Genomic DNA, 25,040 nt, shown 5'->3' with positions numbered 1-25,040 from the left:
CTCGATCTGCTCCAGGCTCGCGTCATCGGCGCCACGTAATCGAGCTCCATCAAAACTGCGTCAGAGCCCGGATAGAGCGCGGCATCCGTGGCATCATGCAGGCGATCGAGGACGGCATGTACCAGCCATCGATGAAGACCCGCATGGACGAGCTGGAGCGGCAGAAGGCCGACATCGAGGCCCGGCTCAACGAGGCGCCGGCCGACATCCCGGACGTGCATCCGAACGTGGCGGAGATCTACCGGCGCAAGGTGCGGGAACTCACCGAGACCCTCGCACATCCCGAGACCCGGGACGAGGCGGCGGAGGCGATCCGGTCGCTGGTGGGGCAGGTGGTCCTGACGCCGGGCGAGGGCAGGGGAGTGGTCAAGGCCCGCCTAAGCGGCGAGCTGATGGCCATCCTTGATTTCGCAGCTGGCCGCCGGCCGGCGCCCCGACCCGAAGTGATAACAACCGCGGTTGCGGGTCCCCGATTTGAAGCTGCATCGGCCGATAGCCACTATGGCGTCAAAGCGCGATCTCAAAGGTGTAGTACTCATTTTCATCCACCATGGCTCGCCAACGATATCAAGCGCTTAAATTGAAGATCCGGACCTGCGCGGCTCAGCCGCGCCGTCTGCCGGCAACAGGCGTGGCGCCGGGAAGCTGCATCCGGCAGTCCCGGCCGAGCGTGAAGGTCTTGCCGTCCCAGTCGACGACGCCCAGCGGGGCATAGTGATGGGTCACGCCGTGCGGCAGTATGGCGAGCGCCCGTTTCTCGCCGGCGCCGGGCACGGTCTCGGACGCCCATTCGACGTCGCCGGTCGCGACACGCGCCGGGATCAGCCAGTAGTCTCCCGTCCTGTAGACTGAGTTGCCGGGGTCGGCGAACTGGATCTCGACGCCGTCCTCGAGCTCGAGCCAGCCTTCCTGCCCCGCCGCCGCGGCCGGGATCAGCGCGGCATTGTCTCCGGTCTTCTCGTCCAAATCGAGCGTGAGGCCGCCGGCATCCGGGTCGCCTTCCTTCTGGTCCCAGCGCCGCAGCAGCGGATGCTTCGACGGGTCCTTGGCGATGTCGGCCGGCACGTCGCCCGACAGGATGACGCGGCTCCTGCCCCGATGGATCGACTGCACCCGCAGCAGCCGGGCCGGCTGGTTCGCTGCCACCGTATCGTCGTTCTGGACCTCCACCCAGTCGCCCTCGACCAGGCCGAAGCGGTCGTCGCGGCCAAGCGATTCCAGCACCAGCGTGCTGCCGGCGGCGCTGACGATCGGGAAGACGACGGCCCCGTTCTCGCGCGACCATTTGAAGGTCGGCTCGTCGTCGGCGGCGCCGCCGCGGTTGATCTCGACGCGATAGAGCTGGTTCTCATGGCCGCGATAGCTGGCGTCCGGGTCTATCGTGCACGGGTCGGTGTCCGTCGGACCAGGCCGAACGCGGGCGCGCAGCCGGCCGCGGCTTGCGGGCTGCAGGGCGTTGCGGAGGGCCTCCGGGGTCATGCAGGCGCCCGGCGTTTCCGTCACCAGGGCCCGCACCTGCCACACCACCTTGGTGCGGGCCGATGTGTCGGGACCGTTCAGGGCAACCTCGCGGATCGCGTCGTCCTCGACAGACGTGACGAGCCGCTCCCAGACGTCGAGATAGAGCTGCAGGGGACCGGTGTCCTTGATCTCCGGCGCGCCCTCGGGCTGAGTGCGGAAGGTGGTGATCCGCTGCAGCCCGGGCTGCTTGGGCTCTCCGCCGGAAAAGGCGCCGATATCGGTCAGGGTCAGCATGCGCTCGACCGGATCGACATCGATGATCCGCGCCTGCACCGGGGCGATCTTGGTGGCCGGGTCCGCATCGCTCAGGCCGACATACTGGTTGGCGCGGAACGGCTGCCCGTCGGCCGAAACCTCCGGCAGCTGCACCTTGTTCTGCCCGCCGGGGAAGGTCAGCGGCAGCCAGGTCCCGTCCAGCTCGCACAGGATGCCGTCGACATAATAGCGGCCGGCGCCGATCGCGAAGTCGGCGTCCTTGGCGGTCGGCGCCTCGAGGGCGGTCAAGCCGAAGCCGAGATTGTCGGCCGGCCCTCCGGCCGGGCCGATGATGTCGGCTGCCAGTCGTCGCAGCTGATACAGCATGATCGACGACTGCTCGTTCCAGTCGGCGTCGAGCTGGACCCGACCCTGCTGGGCGACCACGCGGCTGAAACGCTTGAAGCGATTGAAAGTTGTACGGCTGAGATCGGCTTTCACGGCGTGCCTCCCTTAGGTGGCGAGGAGGATGCCGGCATTGACGCCGGCGGGGGTGTATTCGGCGAGGCGGGCCTTGAGATTGGCGGCCCGCTGCGGCTGGAAGAGATCATGGAAGGCGCCCATCTCGGACTCGTCCTCGGCGCCCGTCCTGATCTCGACGGCACAACTGCTGGTGAGCTGGCAGTAAGCGGCGCGCCCGTACCGGACGCTGTTGAAATCCGGCTCGACACGGAGGCGCTCGTTCTCGATCCGCCGGTCCCGCTCGTCCGGGCCGATCTCGCCCTTGGCGTAGAGATCGCCGATCGCCTTCTCGACCAAGTCCGGCTGGCAGCGATAGCGGCGCGGCGTGCGCGACGCGGGCGGCAGGTAGGAGTAGCGGATGCAGCCGATCTGCCGGCGGCAGGCGTGCACGATTCCGGTGAAGATGCTGTTTTCGGCGAGCGTGATGGCATGCGTCTGCACCTGGCCGATCAGCGTGCTGCGAAGCGCCGTCAGCGTCGCGAAGGCGCAGAGCTGGCCGGACGCGCCGAGGGCGACCCGATCATCGGCGGTGGCATCGACGATGCTGTCGCTGATCCTGATCTCGACCGGGTCCAGCTCCGCCTCGTCGCGCTCGACCTGGATGGCGCCGACGATGCTGTGCTCGATGGTCAGGCACCGCGGCGCGTTGATCAGCTCGATGCTCGGCTCGGTCGGGCGCTTCGGATCGCAATTGCACTCCAGTCCCCAGCCCGGAACCAGGGTGGAATGCCGGATGGCGACGCCGGAGACCCCGCCCGAGACCTGCAGGCCGCGCCCGGTCACCACCAACCCGTCGAGCACGAACCAGCTAGGCCCCTCGCCGAGGACGCTAAGGCTGTCGGGATAGGAGGTCTGCCAGTCGAGCATCCGCAGGACCGGCCGCTTGCCGCTGACGGCGCGGAGCTGCAGCGACTGGTCCTTGGCGAGCTCGACGGCGATCGGCTCGGTGTAGACGCCGCTGTCGAGGATCTCGATCACGGCGTTGCGCGGGGCGTCCTGCTTCCATTTCGCCAGCGCCTCGCCGATCCGCGTGAAATCCGGCTCGGGGCCGGCCGTGACCGGCTGCTGGCCGACGCGGTAGAGCACGGCGTCGGCCGGCTGGCGCAGCGGGCGGGCATATTCGCCGCCGCCCATGTTGGCGCTGAAGCCATAGGAGTAGGAGACCCAGACCGCCTGCTTCCGCACCTTGCCTGGGGCGAACATGATCCGCCCGAGCTCGGGGTCGACCGCGACCTCGTCGCCGACCGGGCGATAGCGCCAGCCGCTGAGATTGGCGGGAACGATGCGCTGGGCGGGGACGGGATTGTCCAGCGAGCCGGTCCAGATCCTGAGGCTGCGCTCGTCGCCGTAGAAGAACGGTACGCCCGAGACCAGCCGCCCCTGCGTCTCGCGCGCGTCGAAGTCACGGCGCCGGATCGGCCCGGGGACGCGCAGATCGGGGTGCAGCCGCGGCGCAGCCGGATCCGGCCTGACGAAGAGTGCGGTGTCGTTGCCGAGCGGGCTGAACAGGTAGCAGTTCGGTGATTCCTCCTCGTAGCAATAGGCCGGCGTCCGGGTCACGGGATAGGAGCGCAGCCGCCAGACGAAGACGCCGAGATCGGGGATGTTGGCACGCCCCGCGGCATGGCGGGAGCTGGCCCGCCGGACGTCGACGCTCCGCGCCATCTCGTCGAAGGGCCCACCGATGGAGTCGAGCGCGTCGCTGTCGCGCAGATCGGCTGTGCGGCCGCGGTTGAGGCGCAGGTGGTTGACGTTCTGGTTGACCGCGAGCTGCCGGTAGAACTCGCGTGCCTGGGCAGGCCAGCCGGAAGCCGTGCCCGCAAGCTCCTCGATCAGGCTGAACGTGCCCTTCCGCCGCCGGTAGCGCAGCGTGTCGGCGACCTCCTGCCGCGGCGCCAGGATGCGGTTCCGCGCTTGGCCCGCCGCATCGCCGCCGCCGAGCCGCCCGGCGCTCTCGATCGGCTGGTAGCCGATCAGCGCGCCGATATAGGGGACGACCCAGTCCTCGCAGGTCTCGATGAACCAGTTCTCGTACAGTCTCTCGATATCCTCCTCGACCAGGGTCACCTGCTCGGCGATCACCTGCAGCAGGGCGCGCAGCGGGTAGCCCTGGTCGGCATCGCGCATCCGATAGACGGCCGGGATGAGCTCGTAGAGGCGATCGTCGCCTACATTCGTCGTGCTCATCGTCCGGCCTCCGTCAGGATCAGCGTGTCGGGGATGGCGGGGGTGAGATAGACCAGCTCGGCCGCGAACACCCGCGCGCAGGGATCGTCGGCGGCCACGGGGTCGTACTCCGGGTTGAGCATCGCGCGCCGGGCGGTCACATGCGCTCTGAGTGTGAGCGTCTCCGCGAGCTTGACGATCTGGTCCGCGCCGATGTCCTCGGGGATCGAGTCGAAGTGCTGGATCTCGACCCGGGCGACACCCTCGATCCCCTGGATGACGGCGACGGCCTCGCTGAGGAAGGCGGCCTGGCCGAGATCCCGCTGCTCGAAGCCGAAACGCGTCAACAGCGTGTCGCGGATCTTCGGCTCGACGAATTCGAAGGTGTAGTCCGGCAGCAGCGCGACCTTGGCGCCGATCACCAGCAGCCTGACCGCGCGGGTGCAGATCTGGACCGGCAGATGCGGGTCGCCGAGCGTCTCGATCGCCTCGATCAGGTTGCGATACAGGTCGGAGGTTTCGAGGATCGGGATGTCGTCGACGCCGGCGATGGTCAGATGCACCAACTGGCGGCGGCCGTCGCTCAGCCGCGCCGCGCTCGCCTTGCCGATGCCGGCGAAGCTGCGGGCGAAATCGGCGTAGTCCCCGACCGAGACCAGCCGGTCGAGCGCCATCAGCGCCAGGGGGGCGTTCCGGCGCGCGGCCTCGATGCCGTCGCGGTCGGCGCCGCCGCTGGCCGCGATCGGATTGATCACAGCCTGCAGCCCGAGCGGATGCGTCGCCAGCTGGCTGATCTGGTTGGCCTTGACGTTTCCGGCCTTGCCGATGCCGTAGCGGTAGGTCGCCTTGACGTTGCCGGTGCCGGTCGGCAGGCGCGCGCCGTGGGCCCCGTTGCCGAAGACCAGCGTGGTCTTGCCGGCTTCGTCCGTACGGGTGACGAAGACCCGCTCGCGCGGGCCGGCGGCGGCGAGGCTGTCGGTTTCGTGCCAGGCGATGTCGTTGACCCGGGCGACCAGGGTGCTCGCCGCGCCCTCGGCGGTGGGGGCGGAGACGAAGGTCAGCGGCCCCTGCCGCAGCGCCATGCCCTGGAAGGCGGCGCTGCCGTCGCCGTCGCCCAGCACCTCGCCGACGGTCTGGCCGTTGGTCGCGTTGGCGACGTTGCCGTAGATCGTGACCGTGGCGGCGTCATAGGTGTAGGCCAGCGGGGTGGCGAGGCTCAGCCGCGTGTGCAGCCGGCCGGGGGCCGTGGAGAGGACGGGGACCTCGTCATCTCCATCGTCGTCGTCGTTGCCATTGGCGTCGATGAATCCGCTGGAGTCGCCCTGGCGGGGAAGCTCGTCCCGGATCTGCGAGACGCCCGCGAGCATGACGAGCTCGGCCGCGGTCACGCCGCTGACCCCGGGCACATCGGTGCGCTCGCCCGAGACGATCAGCCAGCGTCCGGCCTCGAGGCCGTCGAGCGCCTCGGGCAGATCGACCGTGCCGCCGCCGACATCCGCGTCGAGCGGTTCCTCCGCGAAGGCGAGCGGCTCGGACTGGGCGTGGACGATGGTGTCGCGAAGCGTCGCCACCGCCCCCACGATATCGCCCACATGATTCTCGCCCGCGTCCTTGTCGCGCTGCCGGACGTCGGCAAGCCATTGCGGCTCCAGCGTCAGCAGCGTCACCTTCGCGGCGAAGCCCGTGTCGGTATCCATGGTGAACACGGTCGTCGCCTCCACCCGATGGTAGGTGACGACCCGCACGCCGATCGGCTGGTGGTCGTTGTCGACCTCGGGCCGGTCGATCGCCACCCAGCTGCCGGGCTTGACCCGGTCATAGGTCGCGTCCAGCGCGACTGCGGCCGGAGGCATGGGGTCGCCCTTGGGGAAGAGTGCGGGCCAGGCGGCCCTGAGCGTGAGCGGCTCGAAGCGCGTGGTCGATTGGCCTGGGGTATCGGTCTTTTCGATGATGGGCTTGCCCGGATAGGCGCTGGCGAACAGCCCGGCGCGTACCCGCAGCGCCTGCGCCTCGAGCCGGTCCGCAGGCTTCACGATCCGGGTCCAGGCCCGATAGAGCAGGGGCGCCGCCGCGGGCTTGAATGTGCCGAGCAGGCGCGGCGCGATGTCGGACCGGGCGGAGAAGCTGGTCGCGATTGATCGTCCCAGCCGGATGGCATTGGCCGGCTGCACCGACGCCGGGCGGGCGAGCCGGCTGGTCAGCGCCAGCAGCTCTGCGACCGGCGCGGCCTGGGGCTTGGCCTGCTTCGTCGCGAGGGCGCTGGCGCCGGCGCCGCGGGCGAGGGCTTCCGCCGCGTGCCGGATCAGGGTCGCGAGGCGCGTGAAGTTGCGGCTCTCGGCCAGCGCCTGCTTCTCGGCGAGGGCCGAGAGGGTGTCGGCCGCCGATGGGGGAAGGTTCGCCGTGTCCTGCTGGGCGGCGATGTGGTCCTCGATGATGCCGGCGACCTCCGCGGCGAGCTCGCTTCCCGGGAAGAGCTGCCTGGCCTTCCTGGCATAGAGCTCGAGCGGCGTGTGGGTCGTGGCGGAGGTCGGCAGCCCTAGGACGACCTGGGTGCGCTTCTCGTCCTCCTGCGCTTCGACCGCCTCGATCCGGCGCATGGTCTGCAGGCCGTTCCCCTCTCCGAGGACGAAGAGCAGCGGATCGTTTGCCTTCAGGTTGGTGGAGGTGCCGGCGAGATAGAGGGTGTCGAGGGAGTCTGCCGCGACAACCGAACTGAAGTACGGGTCCGCCTGGCTGACCAGCTGCGGTCGCGTCAGGCGCGGCTTCAGCGCGTTCCATTCGAACCGCGCGGCGAGGGCGTCGGAGGTCTCGAAGAACTGCGGCAGCTCGCCTGCGCCCGGGATGCTTTGCGCCCTCGTGCCTCTCGGGAGGTCGCCCTTGAAGTCGGCGGCGACGGTGAAGGCGAGATACACGCTCGATGCGACGCCGGGCCTGAGACGATAGCCGATGAGATTGCCAAGCTCCTGGATCGAGCGGCGCTCGATCGCGGTCGGCAGATAGCCCTCATTGGCGATTCGCTCCTGGTAGAAGGTCAGGACGTCGCCGATGACCGCGAAGGCGTCGAGCAGCGCGATCGACGGATCGTCCGGCGCCCGGGTCGTCAGGTCCAGGAGCGGACGGTACAGGCCGTCGTTCCCGCCATAGGGCGACGGCACGCTGATGGAGAGGGTCGACAGCCGTGCCAGCATCGCCTCGTAGAAGGTGGCATAGCTGCCGACGCGATACTGCAGCGCCGACAGGCCCGGAGGGTTGACGACCGTGGCCGGGCCGGCGTCGCCGATCCCGGCGCAGCATCCGCAATGGCAGGCCTGGGTCATCGTCCCCCCCTGATCAGAAGAGTGAGCCGCCCGTTCTCCGGCGCGTTCGGATTGCTGGCGAGCTGCGCGATCTCGAATGGCGCGAGCGTCAGCACGCCTCCGGGCGGTACCTCCCGGATGGAACCGTCGGCGGCCGGCCGGCCGAGCCGATAGCGCGCCAGGCGGACCGGCTGCACCTCGATGACGCCGGCGACGCCCTGCGCCGCCGCAACGATGCGGCTCAGCACCACGCCGGCGCCGAAAGACAAGCTGTCCGGGTGGAAAAAGCCGCGGCTGCCGTCCGCCAGGGGCCGGTCGCCGAAGACGTCGCGCAGCCTCGCCAGGACGTCGCCCCGCGGCACATGCGGCCGGACGCAGACCTCCAGCGCCAGATCGATCGGGACGTAGCGGGCGCCTTCGACGCGCAGGTCGTGACCGACCCGGCGGAACGGCTCGAGATAGGCGCTGATCTCCCCGACCGTCTGCGGATCGGCGGTCTCGCTGCCGAGCGGGTCGATCGCGACATCGGCCTCGTACCAGCTTCCGGTCCAGGCGAGCGCCCCCTTGGTGCCCTGCAGCCGGCGGAAGGGCACGCCGCAGCCGCCAACGCCGGACCGCATGTCCTCGCCGGGCTCCTCCTCGATGATCGAGCGCGGATCGTCCGGCTCGGCGCGCAGCGGCGGATCATCGGGCCCGGGCACGTATTCGGCCCCGCGCAGGCCCTGCAGCAGCCGGGGCCTGCCGGCGAGGCGGCGCGCATCGTCGGCCGCGAGCGCGGCGTAGTCGTCGGACGTGATCGCCCGCTCCCGCACCACCCGGAAGGCCCGGGGAGCGAACATCTTCACCTCTGCCACCGGCTCGGGCGGCGTGCCGCCGGCCGCGGCGAGGGGGTTGCGGACCTGCAGGGTCCCTCCGGCGTCGAGCGTCTGGCGGAACACGATCAGGCGGATCGTCTCGGCCCCGACATTGCCGGCCGGGCCGTTGCCGAGCCCGTACCGGGCGTCGAACCGGGTGCCCGCCGCGGGCGTCAGCCCTTCGCCGCCCTTGCCGAAGCGGATCCGAGCGGTGCCGTCGTCGTCGATCTCCACCACGAAGTCGCGATCGTCGGGCGAGCTCGCGAGCAGGTCGCGTTTGGGGCTCCAGCCGGCGGATTCCGGCACGAAGGACGAAGCGTTCGTGCCCTCCGGCGGTGTCGAGGTCCCGGTGAGGCGGATCCACGGCAGGGCGCGGCGCGGATCCTGCAGGATCGCCCGGCTGGCGCAGCCGCAATCGGATAGCGGCTCGGAGAACGTCAGGGGGTGCTCCGACAGGTGCGGTCTGAACGCGCGGGCCACGCGCCGGATCTCGGCCGGCTCGCAATCGGTGGGGCAGACCGGCACCGGCGGCAGGGACCCGACCGTGCCGATGTCCTCTTCATGGGCGGCCGAATGGTGGACCAGGACGACGTTGCCGCGCGCGACGCTGATGCCGTCGCGGCAGTCGCAGTCCGGAGGGGGCATCCTGGCCGAGAGGCAGAGCGGGAAGGCGAGCGCATCCTCTGCGCACCACTCGATCTCGACCACCGGCTGCCCGTAATCGTCGCCGAACGGGTGGTACAGCGGGTCAATCGCCGGTGTGACCTTGGTCAGGCGCACGGCCTGGCGGTGCGTAGGGTCGGCATCGGCGGCGTTGCCGGTCTTCGGACCGATCACCTCCTCGAGGATCAGGACGTCGCCGACCTTGAGCCGCAGGGCGCGGTGCGTCCCGGGCGGCTCTCCCGAAGGCGTCGCCGCCTGCTCTTCGCCCTTGCCGGCATCCTGCGCCTGGTCCTTGCCCTTGCCGCGGCCCTTCGCCTTGGGCTTGTCCTCGACCCAGCTGTCGACCAGCGTCGCCGCGGTGGTGCCCTTCGGCAGGCAGCAGGCGCAGTCCCCCCAGCTGTAGAACCGGATCTCGCTGTGCGAGGCGACGATGTCGATGGTGGCGTCGGGATCGGCGACCAGCGGCTCGAAGATCACGGTGCTGCCCGGCCGGGCCCTGGCCAGGTCGCCCGATGTCAGCACTCCGCTCGCAGGCGCCCCGGGGAAGCCGGTGCTGAAATACAGGTTGCCGGAGGGAATGGCCGGCAGGTCCACCGTGCTGCCGATCGTCACCCAGGCGCGGGCGTTGCAGCCCTCATGCATCAGGTAGTCGACCAGGCGGGCGTGGCGGCGGACCGAGATCCGCTGGCGCGCGGTGTCGAGATAGGCCTCGGTAGCGACCGCGTCCTGGTAATAGCTAAGCTGGTCGCCGGCATAGGCCAGCAGCTCGACCAGCATGATCCCGACATCGGGAACGTGGCGTTCCCGCCAATCGGGCATGGTCAGCGCCAGGCGGTCGAGGATCAGCTGCCGGAAGCTGGCGTAGTCCTTGGCGAGATAGCTGATCTCCGGGGCCGGGCCGGCCGCCGGCGGGCAGGACGGCTCGGTCCTGCAGTCGAGGTCGCTGGGGCAGCTCGCCTTGAACGAGAATTCGACGGAGGCGTAGCGGGGGTCGAAGCCGTCGAGTGGCACGCCGGTCTGATCGCCGTTCTCGTCGAGCTTCACCAGGCTCAGCCGGTAGCTCGAGAAGTCGCCGGGCTTGTCGACCGTCACCTCGAGGTAATCGTCGAGCGTCGGGTCCTTCTGACGGACCACGCGAAGGCCGGTGACGGCGATGTCGGTGATGCGCATGCCGCCCGCGATGCTGACGTTCCGGCGCTCGATCTTCGGCGGCGCCTTGCCGAGGAAGAAGACGCTGAGGTCGGTCTGCGCCTCGCCGATCTCGACGTAGTCGAGGCCGTACAGATCGGCCGCGCGCACGTCGTCCCGCCGGTTGTCCTCTCCGCATGCCTGGCACTGGTCGTCCATTTTCGGCCTGCTTTCCTCGCCGGCGCGTCGGCGCCGGCCCATTGGTCATGCGGTGGTCCGGGCAAAGCTCTCCGTCACTTCGGCGCCGGTGCGCCGCACCGCGTAGCGCACGGTCACGTTCAGCGTCGCGTCCTCGGCCGTGACCTGAAGCTCGCGAAGCTCGATCACATCGCCGAGGTAGCGCTGCAGGGCGGCCTGCGTCGTGAACTGCAGTGCCGAAGCCAGCTCGGGGCTGTTGGCGGCGAACACCATCTGCAGCAGCCCGCTGCCGAAATCGGGGCGATTCACCCGCTCGCCGGGATTGGTGAACAGCAGCTGCTCGATCATATCGCGGATGTGGTCCGCGTCGCCGGTCGCGGCGGTGCGGCCGCTGCTATCGAAATGGAAGGGGAAGTCGATGTTCATCACCGTCACCTCAGCTTCCGGTCACGCGCGTCTGGGTCATCGCCACGATCAGCGGCGTGCCGGTCGGCGCGCAGATCGCCTGGCTGTCGAGCAGCAGCAGCGGCTGGCCGTTCGAGGTGACCCGCAGTGCGGAGGTGATCCACTGCGCGGTCACGCAGGGGCCGTTGGCGGCGGGCGGCGGCGGCAGCGCGCAGCCGGCCACCACATAGGGCGCCGCCATGGTGACGGTCGGCTGGCCCATCACCGTCACCCGCGGGTTGGGAACGGTCGGCTGCGCCTGGCCACCATGGGAACACAGCACCGTGGCGCCGACATGCAGGAGAAATCCGGGCATCGGCTCGCTCCTTTCCCTACACGACGACCAGGGCGCCGTTGTTGATGGTGACGGTCGGGCCGGCCATGACGATGCTCGCCCCCTTGCCGTTCTGGATGTAGATGCCGGTGTCGTTGACGATGATGGTGGCGCCGGTGGTGCTCTTCAGCATGATGCCGCCGGTCGGGCCGGGCAGGTCGCTGATCACCAGCGTGTTCTGCAGCGTCGACTGCAGCACGATGTTCGGGTCGCCGGGGGGGCCGGCCAGAGCCAGCGCCGGCACCTCGGCAGGATTGCCCCACCAGCCGCCGGTCCACACCGGCCGATCGGGATCGCCCGCCTCGAACTGGATCCAGACGCCGGCGCCGACCTGCGGCACCATGTAGGTGCCCATCTGCTTCCCCGCGATCGGCACGCAGGGCATGGCCCAGGTCGAGGGCGTGACGCCGCCGACGTCGGGGATGAGCGCCATGATGCGGCCCAGCATCATCGGATCCACGTTGTTGAACACCGTGCCCCGGTAGACGCCGAAGTATTTCGCCGGGCTGGTCATATGCTCACCGTCGAGACCGTGGAGCCGAGGCCGCCGCGCGCCAGCGAGAAGCTTTGCTTGTATTCGCCGCGCTTGATGGTGTGGGTGACGCTCTTGACGTAGTACTTGCCGTCGTAATAGGGCCCGGCGCCGCGCACCGCCGCCAGCTGCCGGGCCTTGAAGACATGGCCGTAGCGCAGCACGTCGAGCGAGCCGCTGGCGGTGACGACATCGGCGGTGTTGAACTGCGCGGCGAGGGCGGCCAGCGCCGCCTGGATCGGCCCGAGCCCGGCGCCGGGTGTCAGCTGGGTGTATTTCAGTGGCGTCGCCGACCGGGCCGCGTTCGGGGCGCGGAGCAGGTCGATGTTCGGCACCGGGATCGGGATCGGCACCTTCGAGTTCGGCTCGATGACGGTGACGATGTAGTTGGTGGCCAGGGTGCCGTCATAGGCGAAGCTGATCGCATCGAGGTTCGTGCTGGCGTCCAGGTTGATGCTGAGCGCCGGCTGCATGCCGCCGAACATGGTGGTGAGGTCCGGGCCCCAATAGGCCATGCTCGACCCGGGTTGGGGGCCGGGGTCGAGATAGAACACCGCCCCGACCGTGCCGGCGATGGCGGTCAGGAACGCATAGTCGGTGCCTTGCTGCTTGCGGAAGTTTTCGATCGGGTTCTCGATCAGCGTCATGATCGGCGGGATCGCGACCGGGAGCACGCCGAGCACCAGGTATTTGGCGAGGATCATCTCGACCACGACGAACAGCGGGATCGCCGGGTAGGGGATCCCGGTCAGGTCGATGAAATCCATCAGCGCGGTGAGGTCGAGACCGGTCACCGTCAGCATCGACTTGCCGGCAGCGCTGGACGGGGTGAGATCCTGCTTGGTGACGATGCCGTCCATCAGCACCTCCGTCTGGCCGTTGACGGTGACGGCGATGATCACGCGCTGCCGCGGGTCGAAGAAGCCGGAGGCGTGCAACTGCGCGATCGGGGCGTTGCGGCCGAAGGTAAACTTCAGCTGAAAGCCGCCCTGGCTGCCGACCGACGAGGTCACCTGCACATCGGTCAGGGCCTCGATGACCGCGCGCGGCACCGGGTTCGCATTGAACGAGCCCATCATCAGCGTGAGGTAGAAGCCCTTGTTCATAGCGCCGTGCCGCTGATGCCCTCGGGAAGCGTGATGCGAAGCCGCCGGCCGACCGTCTCTGTCAGCTCCGCCGGCCGCATGGCGTTGTTGGCGTCGCATAGCCGCCAGAACACGGTCGGGTCGCCGAAATGGACCGCCGCGATGGTGTCGACCCGCTCGCTCTCGGCGACCACGTGCTCCTGCAGCAGCTGGAAGCGGCCGGCCTGCGGCAGGAAGCGGCGGCGGACATAGGCGACGGTCGCGCCGCCCTCCTGGCGCACGGCGATGTCGATGCCGTAGTAGCGGCTGGTCGGGTCGAACAGCGTGCGCTTCAGCGCCGCCTGCGCCAGCATCGCCTCGACGGGATCGGTCAGGCCGGTGGTCCGGTCGTCGCTCATGGCAGCCCCCTGATGCCGAGTTGCGCCTGCGTGCCGTATTGGTACAGCTGCGCCAGGCTCTCCTTCTGGCGCTGGTAGGCGAGGTAGAGGTTGCCGCCCTTGTCAGCGAGCGAGAGGTCGTCGACCGAGAGCACCTGCATGCCGAGCGAGACCTTGGCGCGGAGCGGGTTCAACTGCGGGTCGAAGGCTTCCTCGGTGATGCTGAACTCGGTCAGCCTGACCGGAACGATGCGCGAGGCGCTCCACACGAACAGGCTCATCGGCGCCAGCATCGGCATGATCTCGAGCGTGCCGGTCTGCGCCAGGACGAAGTTCGCCTGCAGCGTCGCTGCCGGCGGGTAGACCAGAGTCTCCAGCGCCGCCAGCTGGGGGAAGATGCCGTGCGCGACGAGGCTTTGGTTCCGGTCCGGGAATTCGAGCTGGTCGGCGGCATCGATCTCGGCGTCGAGCTTGATCGTCTCGACCGGCGGGCCGGTCAGGCGCAGCGCCTCGGACCGGTCGCCGCCCTCGGACGCGCCCTTGATCTTCAGCGTGCGCGACAGCGTGTCCGGATTGTACTGCAGCGCGATGATCCCGTTCGGCCGGATCGCGAACGAGTTCGGATCGAGCAGGACGAGCCCGCCTTTCAGGACGCGCGGTGATCCGGGAAATGAGCTCATCAAGCCACTCTCTGCGGTTCCTGTTCGAGCGCGGTCTCGTTGCGCGCTCTGTTCAGGTTGGTATTTCGATCTTGAAGCGCTTTATGTTCTTGTTGACGTAGTCTGTTACGAGTGGGTCGCTGTCTTGGGGTATTTTCTTATCCGAATGATTGATCATCAGTTTCACCGTACGATTGATCTTCGGATGAGGCTGATCTGCTGTTGTCTGTATGAATATGCCGTCGTTGATTTCCGTGACGATGCTTTGCTGCAGAAATTTGTGCCTTCCCACAACCGGAACGTCTTTGATCGTTTCGATTTTCTTGATGGTTGATTCGTCTACTCCGTCCTTTTTAAGTTTTGCGATGCTGTCGCTTGTGATTTTGAAGGTGGTTGGGAAGTCGCCATAGCATCGGCGGGCCACCTCCAGCTTGACCTGCCTTTCGGTCGAGTTCAGCACCGTCCGCGTGCCCGTCGTCGCCCCCGTTCCGTCCTGGACCGGCACCTCGGTGACGACGCCCTGGGCTGCATAGGTTGCTTCCTGCCCCGGCTTCGCCATTGAGCGCTTGATGGCATGCTCGTTGGCCCAGGCGCCCTCGGCGTACAGGCTCTCGTTTTTCCACACCACCTTCGATCCGACCGGCGCGCTCTCCCATGTCGCGTCGTCGAACTCCGCCGACTCGGGCTGGACGATCTTTCGTTTGATGCCGGTCGTGTCCTCGGCGCGCAGGGTGAGATTGGCAAATCTCTGGTTGAACTGCGTCTTGTCGTCCTTGAGGGCGCTCCACCATGCATGCAGCAGCGCGATCTCGCCGAAGAGGCGGCAGTCGCAGGTCCAGCGGTCCAGACGACTGAACAGAAGCTCGACCGCCTTGAACGAGTCGCCCGTCTTCGCGCGGAACCCCCGGCCGCCGAGCTTGCCTTCCTCGCCCGTGGTGATCTCGATCCAGTTCTCCTGGTCATAGGCGACCTCCTGGCCTTGCGGGAAGCGGCAGCCCTCCGGCTGGGCGGATTCGAGCTTCTTCAACCCCTCTTCGAGACCCGCCTCCCACCGCTTCCGGAAGGCGGGATCATCGAGCAAGGAAGGCTCCTTCGGCTCGCTGCCCGGCTTCTTGTCGAAGGCTCCGGCGGCAGCCGCGACGCCGAGGCCGACCAGCCCGGCACCGAGGATGGCGGCGCCGATCCCGAAGCCCGTCGCGGCACCGTTCGAAGCGCGTTGAACCATTGCGGCAGGCGCGGCCGTAATCCGGACAGGGCCGCCGCCCGTGGCGTGGGCGGCAGCCTGTGCCTCGCGCTCGGACGCGTCGTCCGGCCCGCTCACGAAACTCGACCGCGACCCCGTCCAGGGTCGCCGCTCATTCTGAACCACATGCGCCAGCTCGTGGGTGATCAGCCTCTCGCCCGCCCGGCTGCGGGGGGCGAAGGCTCCCTGCGCGAAGACGATGCTGCGCCCGACCGTGTAGGCGCGGGCTCGCAGGGCGTCGGCGGAGTGCGCCGCGGGATCGTCGGTGTGGACCCGGACACCGCTGAAATCATGGTCGAAGCGATGCTCCATCCGTGCCCGGAGGCCGGGCTCCAGGGGGCGGCCGCCCGAAGTCGGGATCGTGCCGGCGACCGGCGCCGCCTGGTTCGGTCGATCGTCGCCGCCGGGCTCTCGTTGCAGCGCCGACTGCTTCTGCTTGCACGCCTCGCATCGGCCGCCGGCGACGGCATGGTTGCCGCAGGCGCATTGCCGCCGCAATGCGCCGGCGTCGGATCGAACGCCGGCGCCGGCCGTCCGCACCGCGGCGTGTGGCGAAGGCACTCTAAAGGCCATGGGAGCGGCCTTTCCAAGACCGGGTCGTCCGCGCTCCCCATGGCAGAGTCGTGATCGCGCCTGGGGCGACGAGGACGAGGCCGCCCTTCCGGGCGCGCGGCGGGCCGGAGACGGCGGTCATGGCTGCGGCGCCTTGCCGGGGGCGGACTCGATCGGCCGGTCCACGGGGCTGAGGATGCTGCGATCATGCGGGTCGAGAAGGCCGGGCAGCAGCTCGTCCGTCTCCGGGTGCCGTTCATCGGCGAGCCGCAGCTTGTATCGCCGGTTGGCGCGTGCCGGATCGCGGCCCGGATCGACCACGAACCAGTCCCCGGTCTCCCAGATGACCCAGGGGTATTCCTTCAGGCGGTCGGCTTCCCGTTCCGGGTGGCCGTTCTTGATGGCATCAGTGATCTCGATCGCCTGCTTGGCGTAGCCGTTATAGGCCTCGGCGAGTTCGACGAGCATCGCGTGCTCGGTGCGCGGGATGCCGGAGCCGTGGCCCTGGAAGAGATCATTCCCGGCCTCGTCCTTGTCGGTGAGCACGGCGTTCTCCAGCCGCCACGGCGACTGCTGCTTCACATTGAGGCCGTCGAAGGCCAGATGGTTCCAGAAGACGACGTGATCGCCGATCAGGAGATCGTCCTTCGACTTCGGGCGGATGTCCTGGCGATAGCCGAGCGCCTTCGGGGACCGGAGATCGGGCCAGCCGGCTTTCGGGAAGCCCGACCAGGTCAAGCGCATCTGGATCCGGCCACTCTGGACATAGCTGTTAAACTTGTCGATGCCGAGCGTTTCCGCATAGGTGCGGAATTGAATGACATTGACCAGATAGTCGCAGTGAATCAGCGTCTTGTTGCAGATACTTTTCTGCGGTGTGAACAAATTTACCAACGCTTTATATGGATTTTTAAAGCCATCGTCGGTAAGGTCGAAATAGTAATAAAGTATCGGATGGAGTTGAGCGGCTGACCAGTATTTTTTAGCGTCCTTGTTGATTCGCGCATTGGCGAGATTGTATTTATCTCCTGGTGCGGGAGGCTTGTAGTCGTCGCATCCATCTTTGGCTTGCAGATTTTCCGGGTAGTCGAAGCCGTTGTTCGGCGACTGCCGGGTCGCCTGCGATTCCGTCATCTGGCTGCTGATCGAGACGCGTTTCACGACTTCGTTCTTGAACTCGGTGTCGTCGCTGAAATCGAGTCCCGACGTGACCGCGAAGATGTCATGCAGCACCCGCTCGGCCAGCGGCCGCTGCGCGCTGGCAAAGTTCTCCTTGGCGAACCAGGTGGCGAAGCTGTCGAGCAGAAGATCCCGCTGCATGGCGCGATGCGTCAGGAACCAGCGCACCATCCGGCCGGAATAGGCGCCGGAATTCAGGTCGCCGAGCAGTTCGGCAAAGTCGACATTGGCGGGACTGAGGGCGTCGGCGAGAGCTTCGTCGGGCGACCTCTCGAGGAGGGTCATGATCGACTGGCGGTCGCCATTGGTCACGATGCCGGCCTGCATCTCGCGAATGAGAAGCTTCACCTTCTTGGCGTCGAGCTTGAACCTCGCATTGCCGTCGGCCCAGCGCCGGACGACCTGGCGGGCCTTGTTGTCGCTGTAATAGCCGCCGTCGGGCATATCCATGTCGCTGATGTGCTGCAGGTAATCCGCCAATTCGTCGTCGCTGTAGCTGAGCTCGGCGCCGAACAGGCTCGGGATGAAGAAGGCGACGTCGCGGAGCCCGCGCAGGAACTTGGTGCCGGCGCTGGCGCGCTGGATGCGCCCGGCCGTCGCCGCGCCGCCCTGCTGGATCACATGCGTCAGCTCATGCGCCAGCAACTGGCGTCCGGCGGTGGTCTCCGGCGCGTATTGGCCATGGCCGAACACGATATGGTCGCCGAGCGTGAAGGCATGCGCGTCGACCTTCTCGGCGGCAGCGGCGGCCTGCGCCCCCAGATGGATGCGGACCCTGCCGAGATCGTAGCGTGCCTGGTCGACGCGCGGCACCGGGGAGCGGCCGGTCGGGCCGCGGAAGCGGTCGGCCTGGCGATGCGCCTCGCGCTCGAAGTGATCGTCGGCCGGACCGATGACCGGCGATCGCATGGTTCCCGTGGAGGCCGGAACCCGGCTGAAGTCGCCGGTCAGGGTCTGTTCCATCAAAGCGCGTGTCGCGGGTGCGAGCGGGTGCCCGCCCGAGGCCAGGACGTCGCCGACGATCGACGGGACCGGCACCGGCGTCGCGGCAGCCCGCCAAGAACGCTGCAGCACGGCGCGCTTCTTGTCCTTGCAGTCCCCGCACTCGCCGCCGGCGATCGTGTGCTGGCCGCAGGCGCATTGGCGCTGCAGCCGGCTCGCGGCGGCGCGCGCGCTGGTCTGGAGCCCGGAAGGATTGGCGCGTACCGGGGCGGCAGCCGATCTCTTCATGGCACGCGCCCGCCGCGTTTCACCTGCTCGATGAAGGGCAGGTAGGCGGAGACGTCTCCTCCGGCCTTGAGCGTCTCGTAGAACTCCCCACAGATGCTGGCCTGCTGCTCGGTGTTGAAGTCGAGGAATTTCTTGCCGGCGGAATGGGCGGTCACCAGGTTGGCCGCCCCGCCGAAATCATAGGCGCTCTGGCCGCGCATCGCGGTCGCGGTCTTGCGGACGACCGAGATGCCGTGCTGGGTCTGCCAGGCGTGGGTCAGCTCGTGGATCAGCAGCGGCATGTAGTCGGCCAGCGGCTTCGACAGGTAGCCTCGCGGCAGATAGGCCGTGTCGAAAGGCGTGCGGGCGTAGCCCCCGATGGTCATCACCGGGGCGGAGTCGGAGACCTTGGCGGTGGCGAAGTTGAGGCTCGTGCCGAAGACCAGAGTGGCTTCGGCCTTCTCGGCGGAATTGAGCGTGCGGGCTTCGGAGGTGGCGACGTCGCCGGCCACCATGCCGATGACGCCGCCGATGACGCCGCCGACCAGCGCACCGACCCAGCCGCCTGCGGCGCCGATCCCGGCCCCGAAAGCGGCGCCGGCGATGCCGCCGCCGATCGCGCCGCCGGCGGCGCGCTGGATCGTGCCGCTATCGACAGTCTGGCCGATGGGTGGCGCTGCGCCGCCGGCTCCGACCAGCTGCGAGACCGTGCCGGCCTCGCGCTCCGCCGCAGTGTCGGCCGCGCCGACGCGGTAGGTCTGAAGGCTCGGCCCGCTCCGGCCCTGCTGCACGACATGCGTCAGCTCATGGGCGATCAGCGTCCGGCCGTCCCGCGTGTCCGGCCGATAGCGGCCGGGGCCGAAGACGACGTCGCGCCCGATGGTGTAGGCATGGGCGTCGATCGCTTGGGCCGAGGCGCCCGCACCCTGATCGGCGTGGACGCGGACATGGCTGAAGTCGCGGCCGAAGCGGGGCTCCATGAAGGCGCGCGTCGAGGCGTCGAGAGCCTGGCCCGGCGATGCCGACGTGGCTTCCGCCGTGCCCGGCGTGGTCTGCGGCCGATCATGCCAGGGGTCGCCGAGCCGCTTGCCGGGAGCCGACCAGCTTTCGGCCGAGTCCCTGGCGGGTGTCCCCGCATGAAGCCGATCATGTGCACCGTTCGTCATGCCGTGGCCTCCGTGGGCTGCGACGCAGCCGGAACAATGCGGCGGCGGTGGCGCCGCCGGAGGTTGTTGGCTGCGTCCGGGAAGGCCTGCACGCCCTCGGCCTGCAGAACCTCGGTTCGGCGTTGATGTCTGGACGCGTTCATGGTTCCCCCGGGGCTCCTATGAATCCCAGCCGGTCGTTTCTTGTTCGCCGATGTAGTCCCGATCGATCTCCTCTCTCTTCAGGAGCGCGGGGTTGTAGTGGGTGGAGCCGGTCACATCCTTGCGGATGGCGGCGATGTCGGGCGTGCCGGCGGCGGTCCGGTAGCTCGGCTTGCGCGGCTCGATGCCGTGCCGTCTGCGGAATTCCTCTTCCGCACCCCGCGCCTGGGCCTCGCCCTCGCGGCGCTCCTCAGGGCTGGGGCCTCTCGGCGTGGTCGCATGCTTCCCTTCGTGGTACAGCGTGGTCGCGGCCTGTTCGTTGTTGAGGCTTTTGCGCAGACGAATCCGGGGGCCGGGCTTGGGATCGGGATCGGTGTTGCCCCGCACCCGCGTCAGTTCCTCCACACCCTCGCGGCCGTCTTCGTACCGGTATTTGGCGAAGGCCGTCACGAAGCGGAAGATCTTGAAGCCGAGCCTCAGAACCTGCGCGAGCATCCCTGCGTCGCCGTGGCGCCGGATGACGGCCTTCGTGCCCGCGACGTCCCACTCGTTCTTCAGGCTGAGGTCGTCGATGTCCTGGGTGTCGATCAGCGCGCCGAGCGCCTTGCGCTGGTCGCCATCGAAGCGTTGCACGAGCGTCTCGATCCCGACCGCCCGGAAGATGCGGGCCCGCTCGGCGGGAATCGCCTCCTCCAGCAGATCGAGAATACCGATCTGGTCGTCGCGGCTGAGATAGCCGGAAGCCATTTCCTGAATCAGGAGGATGCGGGTCGGGACGGTCAGCACCGTATAGCCGGCCTTGCCCGCCTTCCAGCGCCTGACGATCTCGCGCGCCTTGTTGTCGCTGTCGTAGGAGTCTTCGATCTTCTGGTTCCTGTCCAGCGCCTGCAGATAGGACTTGAGTTCCTGGTCGGTGAAGGTGCCGCCGCCGAAGAAGCGGGCGATGGCCTGGCCGATCCCCGCCCGCTGGATGCGGCTCTCTGCGGCCGGCACATGGGTCTGCTGGGCGACATGGGCCAGTTCGTGGGCGATCAGCTGGCGCCCGGCGGTGGTCTCCGGCGCATACTGCCCGCTGCCGAACACGATGCGGTTGCCGAACGTGAAGGCGGCGGCGTCGACGCTTCGAGAGGCAGCCGCCGCGGCGTCGCCGGTGTGCACGCGGACCTCGGAGAAGTCGTGGCGCGCCCGGCCGGCCGGGCCGTGCCCCGATCGCGGGCCGGGCCCGCTCCACAACCGGGCCGCCTGATCCCGGGCCTCGTGCTCGAGGCGGGCGTCGGCCAGCGCCGGCGTATGGCTGAAATCGCCAGTGAGGCTCCGTTCCATGAGGTGCCGCGTTGCCGGATCGAGGCGGTTGCCGGGTGAGGACAGCACCGCGTCGACGGCAGGCGGGATGGCATCCGGCATGCTTCCACTGCGGGCGGATTGCCGCCGCAGCGGGCCCGTCGGCAGGGGGGCCGGCTGGACGGGCTGTGTCGCAGCGCGTGCGGCCGTGATCTTCATGGCCTGCTCCCGCGCCCCGAAGGCGTCGCCGGGCGTGGTCCCCCGATCCCGGCATGGACCGATCGGGCCACCGCGCGGCCGAGGGCGCCAGGCTGTTCGCCCCGGTCGACGCGGATCGCCGGCGCGGGCAGCTGGGGCACCGCGCCGCCCGTGGCCAGTTCGCGTGAGAGCCCGCCGGTCGCGAGCAGCCGCGCCAGCTCGGCTTCGACCGCCGCGCGCAGCCGCGGCCCGTCCGCGCCGCTCGCCGGCAGGCCGTCGAGCACCAGGCGCTCGATATGCAGCTTAATCCTCATGCCACCCTCGCGGGCGGGGGCGGCCAGCGGAAATCCGGCTCGTGGATCGGCCGCTCGATCTTGCGCAGCTCGTTGCGCGCGGCGTCGAGCACGATCGGCATCGTCACCTCGCCATTCGTCTGGGCGGCGACGAAGGCGGCGTTGAGCGCGATCGAGGCGATATGCCCGCCGGCGAGGTCGAGCCGGGCGAGGCGGTCGAAGTCGAGGCCGCTGGTCGGCGTTGCGGCGGGGAAGGCCCGCTGCCAGATCGCGCGCCGCTCGGCGGCGGCCGGGAACGGGAAGGTCACGATGAAGCGCAGGCGGCGCATGAAGGCGCCGTCGAGCGCGCTCTTCATGTTGCTGGCGAGGATCGCGAGCCCGCCGAAGGACTCCATCCGCTGCAGCAGGTAGTTGACCTCGATGTTGGCGTAGCGGTCGTGGCTGTCCTTGACCTCGCTGCGCTTGCCGAACAGGGCGTCGGCCTCATCGAAGAACAGGATCATGCCGCCGGCCTCGGCGGCGTCGAACAGCCGGCGAAGGTTCTTCTCGGTCTCGCCGATATACTTGCTGACGACGGCGGAGAGATCGATGCGGTAGAGATCGAGCCGCAGGTGATTGGCCACGACCTCGGCGGCCATGGTCTTGCCGGTCCCGCTCTCCCCCGCGAACAGCGCACTGATGCCGAAGCCGCGGCTCATCTTCTCGGCGAAGCCCCAGTCCTGGTAGACCCGGTTCCGCTGCGCCACCTGGTCGGCGATCTGGTGCAGCAGCGCCGTCTCGGGGGCGGGCAGCACGATGTCGTCCCAGCTCGCCTTCGGCACGATGCGCTCGGCCATGGCCTCGAGCGTCGGGCGGGTGCGGACGAGGGCGGCGTTCCACAGCCGGTCGTGATCGACCGCGCCGGACGCGGCCGGGTCTCGACTCTCTGCGGCGATCTCGCGGATCACGTTCAGATTCAGGCTGAACTGGCCGGCGAGGCGGGCCGGGCTGTCGCCGGCCTCGGCGCCGAGCGCCGCCGCCCAGGCCGTCTTCTGCTCCGCCGGCGTGGGCTTCGCGACATCGATCGACAGGCTGCCGTCCGGCAGGCCGTGCCAGGGCTCGACCGTGTCGACGAAGACCAGGGCGTTGGCGTGGCCGAGGAAGCGCGACATGGCCGACGCACTCGCCCCGCGCTGCCCCGCCTGGTCGAGGCCGTCGGTCTCGACATAGAGGGCGAGGGGCAGCAGCCGCCCGGCCCGCTGCCAGAGCCGTGCAAAAGTCTCGAGGTCGGCCGGGGCGGAGGGCAGGGCACCTGCGTGGATCCGGTAGGGATGGGCGAGCAGCGCGCGGCAGACCGCGCCGGCCACCAGGCGTTTGCTCGCCGGATCCGGGCCCAGCAGCTGGACCGGCGGCGGGCTCTGGCCCGGCGCCGTCCGCGTCAGCCGCGCGAGGATCTGCTCCGCCATCCGGGCTTGCGACGGCGGCAGCTCGAGATCCGGCTCCGCGACCGCGAGCGGCATCACCAGCGGCGTCAGCCGGTCGTCGAGATAGGACAGGCCCTTCAGATAGTTGACGACCCATTCGTCGGCGCGGATCCGGCTGACGGTGAGCGGCGTGCCGGTCGGCTGGCTGATCTCGGCGAGTTGCCAGTAGCGGATCGGCCCTTCGGGTGAGAGTGCCTCCCAGGCAGGCTCGTCGAAGATCGAAAGCGCCAGCGCGAAGGTCGGATAGGCGCGGTCCGGGTCGCGCTGCGCGCGGGCGCACAGCGCGGCGACCGACGTATCCAGCTCCATCGCCACGCAAAGCAGCAGGATGTTCATCTCGAACGGCGTGAGGCCGAGCCGGTCGCGGAGGGTCGCCAGAGCAGGGGGTGGCAGGACCGTGTCGGAGTGCGGCTGCTCCGTGGTCCGTGGATCGCTGCCCGCAGTGATCAGCCGCGTGCCGGCCGCTCCGGCCTCGAAATAGCTCTGCGGCCTGCGGCGTCTGAACCAGCCCTGCCGATCGGCCGACCCGACGGGCTCGGCCGGGACCTCCGGCGCCGTGTCGCCCCCGGCGTGGCGCTGCAACAGGTCGCGGATCCGGGCGACCGCTGCCGACAGCGCCTGGGTGTTCTCCTGCTGCCAGGCCGCCGCGTCGCTCATGGGATCACGACCTTCTGCGTTTCGTCGAAGACCGGCGGGGTGACCGAGCGGTCGACGATGCGGCTGTCGACCCCGTCAACCCTGAGCCGGTACCGGTAGGTTCCGGCCACCGCGTCGTCGAGGGTGAAGGTCAGCGTGCCGGTCTGCGCCGGATGGGCGGCGGCAGCGATCTCGCTCGACCCGAGGAGGAGCGTCGCCCGCTGTCCGGGCCGGATCTCGGGCGCGCAGGTCGCGGTCAGGGTCACTGGCCCGGGAGCCACCCCGGCCACCGCGATCGTCGCGCCCGGCGCCAGCGCCAGCGGCAGCTGGTTGGTGGTCCGCGCGAAGGTCTCGCCGTTGCGGGTCACCGCGACGCTCACCCCGTAGAACCCCGCCGGCCAGTTTGCGGGCTGATTGGGGATGGTCACCGTCAGCCGGGTCGCCGTGCCGCCCGCGGCGGGTGGCAACAGGATCGGCGCCGGCAGCAGCGGATGGTCGAAGCGCACGGAGACGCTGGTGCCGTCGAGATGGACGCCGCTGAGCACGATCTCCTCGCCGAGCCGGGCGTTCGGCTGGTTCTGCGGCGGGGTCACCGCGTCCAGCGTCGGCAGCGGCGGCGACAGATCGCCCTGGGCGGTGATGCCGGAGTCGCCCTGGCCGCGCGCCAGCACCGGCAGGCCTGCCCGCGTCGGCCGCCGGCTCTCGATCAGCACCACCGAAGCCTGGTACGCCGCGGACAGCCGGTAGGGCGAGGAGAAGCCTGTCCAAAGCTTCGACAGCTCGTCGAGCGAGATCGGATGGTGCGTCAGCCGCACGCGCTCGATCTGGCGGTCGAGATCGGCGTCGGGCACCGGGCCCTGGGTGGCCAGGCGGATCTCCTCCGCACCCAGGATGATGTGGTCGTGCAGGATGCTCATCGCCGCGCCCAGCAGCCTCTGGCCCGTCGGCTTGGTGGCGTCGTTGGCCTCGCCATAAGCGGTGACCAGGTAGAACAGGGTGAGCGGCAGCGGCGGGTTGCCGATCTCGCCGGGCAGCACCTGCCGCGGCATGTCGGCATTGACCCAGGCGGCGCTTCGCGCGACCTGGTAGAGGAACAGGTTGACGCGGTTGTTGGTCTCGCTGTCCGGCCGCGCCTTGTCGAGCGGCCGCGTGGTGACGTCGAGTCCGCTGAACCCGTCCTTCAGCCCCTGGAACAGGATCGACTGGAGCGTCGCCGTGACCGCTGCGATGGCGTCGGTGTTGCTCACGGCCTACCTCGCCCGCGCCCGGAGGTATTCGTCGAGGCTCATCACCGGCGACGGGCGCCCGGCGCGCGCCGTCTCGGCGAGGGCCGCGACCGCCGCCCTGACCTCGATCCGGCCGATGGTGACGTGTATCTCCGGCTCGCCCCGATGCGTCCGGACGGGCGGCGGGACGGCCGCAATGTGGGCGACCGCCGGCGCCTGCAGGATCCCGCTCGCCGGCGTGGCGAGCGGGGGCTCCGGCGGCGACAGGTCCGACAGCGGATCGGCGGCCGCGGTCGTGTCGTCCGGGCCGGGCAAGGGGCGCGCGGTCCGGCGGCGGGCCATGGCCCGCCGCGCCTCTGCCGGTGCGGGCGGATCGGCCGCTGTGGCCGGATCGGGGACGGCCTGGGGAAGCGACGCGGCCCCTGCCGGCCGGATCGCGCGGCCGGGCCGTCTCGGTGCTGGCGCAGCCAGCATCGCCG

Annotated in this window: 18 protein-coding genes and 1 pseudogene; 1 reads left to right on the top strand and 18 read right to left on the bottom strand. The window is 69.3% G+C overall.

The window, feature by feature from the left end; genetic code table 11:
* On the top strand, positions 1-584 hold a 584-nt coding region (locus FFK22_RS35110), incomplete at its 5' end, for a hypothetical protein (RefSeq protein ID WP_221939086.1).
* A gap of 19 nt (positions 585-603) precedes the next feature.
* Here the strand turns inward: FFK22_RS35110 and FFK22_RS35105 are convergent.
* The 18 genes and pseudogenes from FFK22_RS35105 to FFK22_RS35020 all read right to left on the bottom strand — a co-directional run.
* Entirely contained in the window at positions 604-2,217 is a 1,614-nt protein-coding gene (locus tag FFK22_RS35105; RefSeq protein WP_138892510.1) for a DUF6519 domain-containing protein, read from the bottom strand.
* Between the two features lie 12 nt (positions 2,218-2,229).
* Positions 2,230-4,425: a hypothetical protein gene (locus FFK22_RS35100; protein ID WP_138892511.1), complete on the bottom strand. Its 2,196-nt coding sequence runs from the start codon at positions 4,423-4,425 to the stop codon at positions 2,230-2,232.
* Positions 4,422-7,721: a putative baseplate assembly protein gene (locus FFK22_RS35095; protein WP_138892512.1), complete on the bottom strand. Its 3,300-nt coding sequence runs from the start codon at positions 7,719-7,721 to the stop codon at positions 4,422-4,424. Before FFK22_RS35095 ends, FFK22_RS35100 begins: the two co-directional genes overlap by 4 nt.
* On the bottom strand, positions 7,718-10,564 hold the full coding sequence (locus FFK22_RS35090) for a putative baseplate assembly protein (RefSeq protein ID WP_143956913.1): 2,847 nt from the start codon (positions 10,562-10,564) through the stop codon (positions 7,718-7,720). Before FFK22_RS35090 ends, FFK22_RS35095 begins: the two co-directional genes overlap by 4 nt.
* Before the next feature lie 45 nt (positions 10,565-10,609).
* Complete coding sequence (locus tag FFK22_RS35085; RefSeq protein ID WP_138892514.1) at positions 10,610-10,969, bottom strand: GPW/gp25 family protein; 360 nt, start codon at positions 10,967-10,969, stop codon at positions 10,610-10,612.
* Between the two features lie 10 nt (positions 10,970-10,979).
* Positions 10,980-11,303, bottom strand: a complete 324-nt coding sequence (locus FFK22_RS35080) for a hypothetical protein (RefSeq protein WP_138892515.1) — start codon at positions 11,301-11,303, stop codon at positions 10,980-10,982.
* A 16-nt stretch (positions 11,304-11,319) separates the two neighbouring features.
* Positions 11,320-11,835: a phage baseplate assembly protein V gene (locus tag FFK22_RS35075; RefSeq protein WP_138892516.1), complete on the bottom strand. Its 516-nt coding sequence runs from the start codon at positions 11,833-11,835 to the stop codon at positions 11,320-11,322.
* Positions 11,832-12,959: a hypothetical protein gene (locus tag FFK22_RS35070; protein ID WP_138892517.1), complete on the bottom strand. Its 1,128-nt coding sequence runs from the start codon at positions 12,957-12,959 to the stop codon at positions 11,832-11,834. The genes FFK22_RS35075 and FFK22_RS35070 overlap by 4 nt, the downstream gene beginning before the upstream one ends.
* Positions 12,956-13,336, bottom strand: a complete 381-nt coding sequence (locus FFK22_RS35065; RefSeq protein ID WP_221939085.1) for a hypothetical protein — start codon at positions 13,334-13,336, stop codon at positions 12,956-12,958. Before FFK22_RS35065 ends, FFK22_RS35070 begins: the two co-directional genes overlap by 4 nt.
* The gene (locus FFK22_RS35060; protein ID WP_138892518.1) at positions 13,333-13,995 is read right to left on the bottom strand and encodes a hypothetical protein; all 663 of its coding nucleotides are present in this window, start codon (positions 13,993-13,995) and stop codon (positions 13,333-13,335) included. Before FFK22_RS35060 ends, FFK22_RS35065 begins: the two co-directional genes overlap by 4 nt.
* Positions 13,996-14,047: 52 nt before the next feature.
* The gene (locus FFK22_RS35055; RefSeq protein ID WP_138892519.1) at positions 14,048-15,790 is read right to left on the bottom strand and encodes a DUF4157 domain-containing protein; all 1,743 of its coding nucleotides are present in this window, start codon (positions 15,788-15,790) and stop codon (positions 14,048-14,050) included.
* 117 nt (positions 15,791-15,907) lie between these two features.
* Complete coding sequence (locus FFK22_RS35050) at positions 15,908-18,178, bottom strand: DUF4157 domain-containing protein (protein WP_221939084.1); 2,271 nt, start codon at positions 18,176-18,178, stop codon at positions 15,908-15,910.
* On the bottom strand, positions 18,175-19,323 hold the full coding sequence (locus FFK22_RS43410; RefSeq protein ID WP_186002833.1) for a DUF4157 domain-containing protein: 1,149 nt from the start codon (positions 19,321-19,323) through the stop codon (positions 18,175-18,177). The genes FFK22_RS35050 and FFK22_RS43410 overlap by 4 nt, the downstream gene beginning before the upstream one ends.
* 159 nt (positions 19,324-19,482) lie before the next feature.
* On the bottom strand, positions 19,483-20,964 hold the full coding sequence (locus FFK22_RS35040) for a DUF4157 domain-containing protein (protein ID WP_138892520.1): 1,482 nt from the start codon (positions 20,962-20,964) through the stop codon (positions 19,483-19,485).
* Positions 20,961-21,257, bottom strand: a complete 297-nt coding sequence (locus FFK22_RS35035; RefSeq protein ID WP_138892521.1) for a hypothetical protein — start codon at positions 21,255-21,257, stop codon at positions 20,961-20,963. The genes FFK22_RS35040 and FFK22_RS35035 overlap by 4 nt, the downstream gene beginning before the upstream one ends.
* Positions 21,254-23,356 (bottom strand): ATP-binding protein, encoded by a 2,103-nt coding sequence (locus FFK22_RS35030; RefSeq protein ID WP_138892522.1) that lies wholly within the window; start codon positions 23,354-23,356, stop codon positions 21,254-21,256. Before FFK22_RS35030 ends, FFK22_RS35035 begins: the two co-directional genes overlap by 4 nt.
* The gene (locus tag FFK22_RS35025) at positions 23,353-24,582 is read right to left on the bottom strand and encodes a DUF4255 domain-containing protein (protein ID WP_138892523.1); all 1,230 of its coding nucleotides are present in this window, start codon (positions 24,580-24,582) and stop codon (positions 23,353-23,355) included. The genes FFK22_RS35030 and FFK22_RS35025 overlap by 4 nt, the downstream gene beginning before the upstream one ends.
* A gap of 3 nt (positions 24,583-24,585) precedes the next feature.
* Positions 24,586-25,040 (bottom strand): annotated as a pseudogene (locus tag FFK22_RS35020) (hypothetical protein); the annotation flags it as partial.

The organism is Mycobacterium sp. KBS0706 (assembly GCF_005938675.2).
GTDB lineage: Bacteria > Pseudomonadota > Alphaproteobacteria > DSM-16000 > Inquilinaceae > Inquilinus.
Note: the sequence above shows the minus strand (reverse complement) of the source record. Positions and strands in the feature narration are given on the sequence as shown.

Bases quoted from the DNA above. Each gene is read 5' to 3' on its own strand.
- FFK22_RS35055 (WP_138892519.1), bottom strand. From the start codon at position 15,790: ATGGCCTTTAGAGTGCCTTCGCCACACGCCGCGGTGCGGACGGCCGGC.
- FFK22_RS35070 (WP_138892517.1), bottom strand. From the start codon at position 12,959: ATGAACAAGGGCTTCTACCTCACGCTGATGATGGGCTCGTTCAATGCG.
- FFK22_RS35100 (WP_138892511.1), bottom strand. From the start codon at position 4,425: ATGAGCACGACGAATGTAGGCGACGATCGCCTCTACGAGCTCATCCCG.
- FFK22_RS35095 (WP_138892512.1), bottom strand. From the start codon at position 7,721: ATGACCCAGGCCTGCCATTGCGGATGCTGCGCCGGGATCGGCGACGCC.
- FFK22_RS35065 (WP_221939085.1), bottom strand. From the start codon at position 13,336: ATGAGCGACGACCGGACCACCGGCCTGACCGATCCCGTCGAGGCGATG.
- FFK22_RS35090 (WP_143956913.1), bottom strand. From the start codon at position 10,564: ATGGACGACCAGTGCCAGGCATGCGGAGAGGACAACCGGCGGGACGAC.
- FFK22_RS35035 (WP_138892521.1), bottom strand. From the start codon at position 21,257: ATGAGGATTAAGCTGCATATCGAGCGCCTGGTGCTCGACGGCCTGCCG.
- FFK22_RS35085 (WP_138892514.1), bottom strand. From the start codon at position 10,969: ATGAACATCGACTTCCCCTTCCATTTCGATAGCAGCGGCCGCACCGCC.
- FFK22_RS35080 (WP_138892515.1), bottom strand. From the start codon at position 11,303: ATGCCCGGATTTCTCCTGCATGTCGGCGCCACGGTGCTGTGTTCCCAT.
- FFK22_RS35060 (WP_138892518.1), bottom strand. From the start codon at position 13,995: ATGAGCTCATTTCCCGGATCACCGCGCGTCCTGAAAGGCGGGCTCGTC.
- FFK22_RS35040 (WP_138892520.1), bottom strand. From the start codon at position 20,964: ATGAAGATCACGGCCGCACGCGCTGCGACACAGCCCGTCCAGCCGGCC.
- FFK22_RS35050 (WP_221939084.1), bottom strand. From the start codon at position 18,178: ATGAAGAGATCGGCTGCCGCCCCGGTACGCGCCAATCCTTCCGGGCTC.
- FFK22_RS35075 (WP_138892516.1), bottom strand. From the start codon at position 11,835: ATGACCAGCCCGGCGAAATACTTCGGCGTCTACCGGGGCACGGTGTTC.
- FFK22_RS35030 (WP_138892522.1), bottom strand. From the start codon at position 23,356: ATGAGCGACGCGGCGGCCTGGCAGCAGGAGAACACCCAGGCGCTGTCG.
- FFK22_RS43410 (WP_186002833.1), bottom strand. From the start codon at position 19,323: ATGACGAACGGTGCACATGATCGGCTTCATGCGGGGACACCCGCCAGG.